At 75.2% G+C, this 4,902-nt stretch carries 4 protein-coding genes and 2 pseudogenes; all 6 read left to right on the top strand.

The window, feature by feature from the left end:
• Positions 1-1,720: pseudogene (locus JNW89_RS27850) on the top strand (putative baseplate assembly protein); the annotation flags it as partial.
• Positions 1,701-2,357, top strand: a complete 657-nt coding sequence (locus JNW89_RS27845; protein ID WP_238451332.1) for a phage tail protein — start codon at positions 1,701-1,703, stop codon at positions 2,355-2,357. The pseudogene JNW89_RS27850 and the gene JNW89_RS27845, both read left to right, overlap by 20 nt.
• On the top strand, positions 2,354-3,289 hold the full coding sequence (locus JNW89_RS27840; protein ID WP_238451331.1) for a hypothetical protein: 936 nt from the start codon (positions 2,354-2,356) through the stop codon (positions 3,287-3,289). The genes JNW89_RS27845 and JNW89_RS27840 overlap by 4 nt, the downstream gene beginning before the upstream one ends.
• Positions 3,286-3,732, top strand: a complete 447-nt coding sequence (locus tag JNW89_RS27835) for a hypothetical protein (protein WP_238451329.1) — start codon at positions 3,286-3,288, stop codon at positions 3,730-3,732. The genes JNW89_RS27840 and JNW89_RS27835 overlap by 4 nt, the downstream gene beginning before the upstream one ends.
• 66 nt (positions 3,733-3,798) lie before the next feature.
• Positions 3,799-4,554, top strand: coding sequence for a hypothetical protein (locus JNW89_RS27830; protein WP_238451327.1), 756 nt, complete (start codon positions 3,799-3,801; stop codon positions 4,552-4,554).
• A gap of 165 nt (positions 4,555-4,719) precedes the next feature.
• Positions 4,720-4,902, top strand: a pseudogene (locus JNW89_RS27825) (hypothetical protein); the annotation flags it as partial.

Raw genomic sequence — 4,902 nt, 5'->3', positions numbered from 1 at the left:
GGACAACCCCGAGCCGGCCAGCGGCGGGCGGGACATGGAGACGCTGGACTCGGCGCTGGTCCGCGGGCCGTACGAGTTCTTCGCCCAGCAGCGGGCGGTGACCGCCCGGGACTTCGAGATCCTCGCCGCCGGCTCCGGGGCGGTGGCCCGGGCACGGGCCTTCACCCGGGCGGCGGTCTACAGCTTCGCCCGGCCCGGCGAGGTCGAGGTGGTGCTGGTGCCGTACGTGCCGGACGAGGCACGGCCCGGCGGCCGGCTGCCGGTGTCGGTGCTGCGCGAGCACGAGGTGGGAGGAGGCGCGCCGGCCGGGTCGACGGCGGACCTGGACCGGCGCCGCGCCCTCGGCACGAGCTGCCGGGCCGGGTGGGCCCGCTACAAGGCGGTCTCCATCCGGGCCCGCGTGGTGGTGCGCCGGGAGGAGGACGCCGAGGCGGTGCGGCGGCGCATCCACGACCGGCTGCACCAGACGCTGAGCCCACTGCCCACCACGCTGAACCCGGCCGGCTGGGCGTTCGGCGAGCCGCTGCGGGCCTCCAACGTGTACCGGATGCTGGAGCACGCCGAGCCGGGCGTGCGCTACGTGGAGTCGGTGCGGTTCGTGGTCCGACGAGGCCCCCGACGCCGAGGTACGCACCCTCGCCGTCGACCAGTACCAGGCCCGCACCTGGTACGCGGGCCGCGGCGAGGTGCTGTTCCGCTCCACCAACGCCGGGGCGGGCTGGGAGCCGGCGGGCCGGTTCGAGGGCGAGACGGTGGTGCGGGTGTCCCCCGCCCCGCCCCGGTACGCCCCGGCGTGACCGCCCGCCCCGGCTCGGTGGCGGCGGTGACCGCCCGGGCCGCCGGTGGCTCCCGGGTACACCTGAGCACCGACCTCGGCGAGAACTGGTCGCTCCTGACCGACCTGGACTCCCGCATCTCCGACGTGGCGTGGATCGACCGGGACGGCGCGGGCGCGCTGCTGCTGGCCACCGACACCGGCCTGTACGAGGTCTCCCTGCTGCCCGGCTCGGTGCCGTTGCAGATCCTGGTCGACCCGGCCGACGCCGACCGCGGCTTCTACGCCGTGCGCGCCTTCGTCTCGGAGCGGGGCGCCCCCGGGGTGGCGGTCGCCGCGCAGGCCGGGTTCGGCGTCTACCTCTCCACCGCCGCCGGCCGTCCGGGCAGCTTCACCCACGTCGGCCTGGCCAACGTGGACAACCGGGTCCTCGCCGTGCAGTACGACGGCCCGGCCACCCTGCTCTGGTCGGGCGCCGGCGAGCCGGACCCGAAGAAGCCCGGGCAGGGCTGCCACCGCACCCGGCTGTTCGAGTCGGACGTGAAGTGGCAGTCGGTGCAGGCCGGCTGGATCGGCGGCACCTGCCGCGACCTGGCCTTCGCCGGCACCCTCGCGCTGGCGGCGACGCAGAGCGGCGGGGTGGTGCGACTGGACACCCTCGCCGCGCAGCCGCAGTGGCAGCCGGTGATGGTCAACTGCGGGCTGCCACTGCGGGATCGGTCCCGGTTCGTACCGGTCGACGCGATCGCCGCCACCGGCGGCACCGACCGGCTGATCCTGGCCGGCGGCGAGCGCGGGGTGTACCGCAGCGGCGACGCCGTGGACTGGACGCCCAGCGCCAACCAGGCCACCGCCGACGTGGTGACCGTCCCCGACACCTGGCTGCTCTGCTCCGGCGAGCACGACATCGAGGTGGTGCGGCAGGATGCGCCGAGCGGCGATTGAGCGGCTGCTGCCCGCCGCGTACCAACGGGCCAGCGTCCCCGGCAGCGTGCTGTGCGCGCTGCTGGAGGTGATGGAGGCGCTGCACGCCCCGGACGAGGCGGTGCTCGCCGACGTCGACGCGCTGTTCGCCGCGTACCGGGCGCCCGACGGGTTCGTCGGGTACCTGACCCGGTGGGTGGCGATGGACCACGTGCTCGCCTCGCCCCGCCCGGACGCGCCGCCGGCGCTGCCGGTGGGACGGCTGCGGGACCTGGTGGCGCACGGCGCGCACCTGGCCCGCTGGCGGGGCACCCCGTACGGGATGCGGACCGCCCTGGAGCTGGCCACCGGGGTGACCGGGTTCGTCCTGGACGAACCGGTCGACCGCCCCTTCCACCTGGTGGTCCGGGTACCGCCGGCCGCCGCCGGCTCGCTCGCCCTGATCAGCCGGATCGTGGCGGCGGAGAAGCCGGCCGCGGTGACCGCCGAGGTCGTCCTGCTCGGCGACACCGACCCCACCGACCCGCCGGCCGACCCGCCGGCCGATCCGCCCGCCGACCCGCCACCGCTGCCCACCGGACCGGCGATCGGTCGGGCCGCCGTCCCACCCCCACGCACCCTTCCACCTCCGGGACCGTCCGCAGAGGAGCCGTCATGACCACCGAATGGGCCGTCGTCGCCGCCGCCGAGCAGTTCACCCTCGACACCAGCAACCACGGCGAACTCACCTTCACCGTCTCGAACCCCGGCGCGGCCCCGGACACGGTGGTCTTCGACGTCGCCCCCGGGGAGGGCAGCCAGCGGTCCTGGTTCACCGTCGCCGAGCCGCAGCGGGTGGTGCCGGGGCAGGGGTCGGTCTCCTTCCTGGTCCGCCTCGCCGTGCCGCCCGGCACCGCGCCCCGCCGCTACGACATGACCGGCTTCGCCTACTCGGCGAACACCGCGCCGGAGGAGAGCTCCCGCTCCAGCGGCCGGGTGACCTACGAGGTCCGCGCCGTCGCCCCGCCCCGCCGCGCCCCCTGGCCGTGGATCGCCGCGGCCGTGGCGCTGGTGCTGCTGGTCGGGGCGGTGGTGGGCTGGCTGGTGACCCGGCCGGAGGACGCGCCCGCCCCGGGCGAGCCGCAGGTGGTCACCCTGGAGGCGGAGAGTCTGGTGGCGCAGGCGAAGGTGGCGTCGCCGACCGGCGCCGCGGCGAAGGTGGTGGTCCAGCCGAACTGCTGCGGGGTCACCTGGTCGCAGGACCGGCAGCTGTTCTTCCAGGGCCTGGCGGTCGGCGACCAGGTCACGGTGACCGTCGACCTGCCGAAGGACGCCGTCTGGCGATTCTCCGCCGCCCGCACCACCTCGTTCGACTACGCCAACACCATCTTCCAGATCGACGGCGTCCAGGTCGGCGGGACCTTCCTCGGCTTCACCCCGAAGGTGGTCCGCACCGACTTCGAGGACGTGGGCACGCTGCGGCTCGGCAAGGGGCCGCACCAGGTGACCCTGGTGGCGGTGAGCAAGACGCAGGCCTTCGACCGGTACTTCGCCGGGATCGACCAGATCCGGTTCACCGAGGTCGGCGGGGCGGCGGCGGCCCGGCGATGAGCGGGCGACGCAAGCTGCTGCTGGTGGGGCTGGCCGTCCTGCTGGTGGTGCTCTTCGTGGTGGCCGTCGGCGCGGGTCGGGGCGACCGGGGCGGCCCGGACGACGACGGCGCCGTCCGCTGGCTGGGCCGGCTGGTCGGCGACAGCGCCACAGTCGACCCGGCGACGGTGAAGGCCGGCTGCGACCGCACCGGGGACACCCTGACCGTGGTCAGCGCCTGCGTGCTGCGCGTCGCCGACCCGGACGGGCTGCGCACCCTGGTGCTGCGCAGCCCGAGCCCGTTCCACCGCGCCGGCGCCCGGGACGCCGGCTTCACCGTGGACGACGAGGTGGAGCCGGCCGAGGACGGCACGGCCGTGGCGAAGGTCGCCGTCGACCGGGCCAGCGAGATCACCGTCGGCTGTGCGGGAGGTGTGGCGTGCGCGGTCACGATCGGATCCTGAGCCGCCGGGCGCCCGGGCCGGTGCCCTCGCCCCGTCACGGGGGCCCGACCCGCGAGGAGGCCCGCCGTGGGTGAGCTGCGCAAGCCGTTCCTGCTGCTGGCGCTGCTGGCCGTGGCGCTGGTGGTCGGGGTGGAGCTGGGCTCGTCGCTGCTCACCGGCGGCGGGGACGCGGGCGGCTCGTTGCGGGCCAGCGCGCAGGACCTCGGGGTGGACGTCGGCGCGGTGGGCCGGGTCGACGAGCCCTCCGGTCGGGGCACCGGCTATCTGGCGCTGATCGACGTGGTGGCGCTCTGGACCACGGGACTGTTCTGCCTGAGCCTGGTGGTGCCGGACCGGGTCCAGGGGCGGGTGCAGGGCGTGGCGACGCTGATCTTCTCGATCGTGCTGATCCTGGTGTCGCTGCTGATGCTGGTGTTCGCCTTCGTGGAGCTGTCCATCATGGTCTCGCTCTTCCTGGCCGCGCCCTTCGGCACGCTGGCGTACCTGGCGCTGTGGGGTTTCTTCCCGGTCGGCGAGGCGAGCCTGCTGCTCGGCCTGGTGCTGCTGCTCAAGCTGGTCTGGGTGGTGCTGCTGCTGCTCGCCCAGCCCCGCTTCCTGCAGAACAAGGGGCTGGTGCTGCTGGCGCTGACCACGCTGCTCTGCACGGTGCTGCTGGAGTTCCTGCACAACCTGGTGCCGGTCGTCGTGGTGAGCATCCTCGACGACGTGGGCGCGCTGGTCTTCGCGGTGGTCGCGATCGTCTGGGGTCTGGTCCTCCTGATCGGCTCGATCCCCGCCATCGTCAAGGCCGTCCGGGTGACCGCCGCCCTCCCCACCCGCTGACTGCCCCTAGGATCGATGCCATGCGTGTCCTCGTGGTCTCCGCGCCGCTGGTCGGCCACGTCTTCCCGCTCGTGCCGCTCGCCGCCGCGCTGCGCGACGCCGGCCACGAGGTGCTGCTCGCCACGGGGGGGCGGTGGCCTGGCCGTCGAGCGCGCCGGCCTGCCGGTGCGCGACGTCGCGCCCGGGTTCGACCTCGGACGGATCGCCCTGCCCATCATGCTGCGCCACCCGCTGATCGCCCGCCGCGAGCTGGCCGGCACCGCCGGCACCCGGGGCGCGCCTGCTCTTCGGCGCGCTCAACGACCGCTCACCGACCGGTGGTCGCGCTGCCACCGAGTGGCGACCGGA

The sequence above is a fragment of the Micromonospora sp. 4G55 genome, from assembly GCF_016803375.1.
The sequence above is the reverse complement of the archived record's forward strand: the minus strand, read 5'-3'. Positions and strand labels throughout refer to the sequence as shown.